Genomic DNA, 1,702 nt, shown 5'->3' on the forward strand with positions numbered 1-1,702 from the left:
GGCGAAAAAAATTATATCTACATACAAGGTCATATGTTAGACCCCATTAGTACAGTGATTGGTTACAATTGGCCTACAGCTTATAAGGCACCTTTAAATCTAGATTTTTCACTTTTGGAGAAAGGTATAAAAAATCCTTTTTATATGATAATATTTGCAGCAAACAGTTTATTTACTATAGCAACTAATCCAATCAGAGAGATGGGGAGAGCGGTCTGGGGCCTTAACCCGAGCCCCCATAATTGTTATGCTGATGCAAGTCGTGAGTGTCAAATTAATTATGGTTCATTTAGTTTTAACAAACTTTATTCAACGAGAACAGGGAACAAAAAATGAAAATGTTGTTTAATTTATTAAGCCTGCTCATTCTGTTAACGGTTGCTGGATGTGACATTGAAAACATTGATAAACCTCCTCGAGGAGAGACGGCTGTGTGGGAGAAGCTAGGAGCAGATTCTACGGAGGTAGGAAAAGCATTGCTAGAATGTGGTTTGCCACACCTTAATTATCTTGAGGATGAAGTTCAAAAGTTAAGCAACAATGAGAATGCAACGATTGATGCTTGCATGATCCAAGCAGGATTCCATTATAAAGGGAGAGCTAGCTGGTGTTCTCCTTTTAACGGTAGAGACCTCCCTATTTGTCAGCCTGGTGCTGTCATCCCACAGAGAAGTGTCGAAAAGCGCTTAAACAGCCCGTTTTGTAAAAAATATAAAAATGCGGATGAATGCCAGCCTTAAGTGATGATCAACAATCCACCATCTCAATATTGTTCACTGTTGTTTTAAGCAGCGGTGACAGAAAATATCAACAGGCTTATGAATTGTTTTATCGTAAATAAATCCATTGAAAGAGGGGAAGAATGAAGAAAATCTTAAAAATATTGAGTTGCATAGCTTTGTTAAGTATCGCTGGATGTGTTAACCAACCTCCTCCATCAACTTTAGCATTATGGGAAAAACCAGGTGTCGATAAAGCGATGATCCAACAATCCTTATCAAAATGTGGTTGGAAACCAGTCTATGCTTCTTCTAGTGATATGAATTCGTATGCAAATGAATTTGCCTCAGTTTATGAGTGCATGAAAAAAGCAGGTTTCCGGTATAAATTGCAAGATTCAAAGGGGCTCTATTTTGTACAACCTCTGAAAAGTGACTCGTTTTTAGCTAATTTGATGCTAGCTGGATATCAGCAATTTATGGACAATGACACCTTTGGTGTGACCAACAAAACGAAACAGGAACGCGCTTTACTAACGCATTTTGAGGATGAAAGAAAACGTCAGCAAAAGCAAAAAACTTTACAAAAGCGATCACCAAAGCGTTCTCCCCATCGTTAAAAAGGTCGTTGGATAAAATCACGAATGAAGTAGAGGATCAAAGCTGTTTCCTTCTTTATCCACGCAACGGGCACTTTTAATTTGGTGGTTAAGATAGTCGACAATAAGGCAGGGTGAGGTTTCATTACGGGTGATGCGTATTTTGAAGCCAAAGTCGTGGGGCAATCCACAGGATACGTTAAGCGGTTTGACCGAGGCTGGTGCATCTGGCAGTATGAAAGTGGGCTTTAAGAAAGCAGAAGCTTCTTCTCAAGGTTCCACTGCGATGACCACAACAATAGAAGCAGGACGCGCTGTTAATATGCAAGCCCACAAAGGCAGCATCCATGGTGTTGGAGCCGATATTATTGCCGGTACAAACCC

The 1,702-nt window shown here is 40.0% G+C and carries 2 protein-coding genes and 2 pseudogenes; all 4 read left to right on the forward strand.

Annotation, left to right across the window (positions count from 1 at the left end; all coding sequences use genetic code 11):
- A pseudogene (locus tag ACFIK6_RS09675) lies at positions 1–336 on the forward strand (hypothetical protein); the annotation flags it as partial.
- Positions 333–740: a hypothetical protein gene (locus tag ACFIK6_RS09680; protein ID WP_114648053.1), complete on the forward strand. Its 408-nt coding sequence runs from the start codon at positions 333–335 to the stop codon at positions 738–740. The pseudogene ACFIK6_RS09675 and the gene ACFIK6_RS09680, both read left to right, overlap by 4 nt.
- Positions 741–862: 122 nt before the next feature.
- Positions 863–1,339: a hypothetical protein gene (locus ACFIK6_RS09685; protein ID WP_375642724.1), complete on the forward strand. Its 477-nt coding sequence runs from the start codon at positions 863–865 to the stop codon at positions 1,337–1,339.
- 196 nt (positions 1,340–1,535) lie between these two features.
- A pseudogene (locus ACFIK6_RS09690) lies at positions 1,536–1,702 on the forward strand (hemagglutinin repeat-containing protein); the annotation flags it as partial.

Origin of the sequence: Bartonella sp. AS69XJJH (assembly GCF_042195585.1) — a bacterium.
Taxonomy (GTDB): Bacteria; Pseudomonadota; Alphaproteobacteria; order Rhizobiales; family Rhizobiaceae; genus Bartonella.

Excerpts from the sequence above, each read along its gene's own strand:
- ACFIK6_RS09685 (WP_375642724.1), top strand. The coding sequence starts at position 863 with ATGAAGAAAATCTTAAAAATATTGAGTTGCATAGCTTTGTTAAGTATC.
- ACFIK6_RS09680 (WP_114648053.1), top strand. The coding sequence starts at position 333 with ATGAAAATGTTGTTTAATTTATTAAGCCTGCTCATTCTGTTAACGGTT.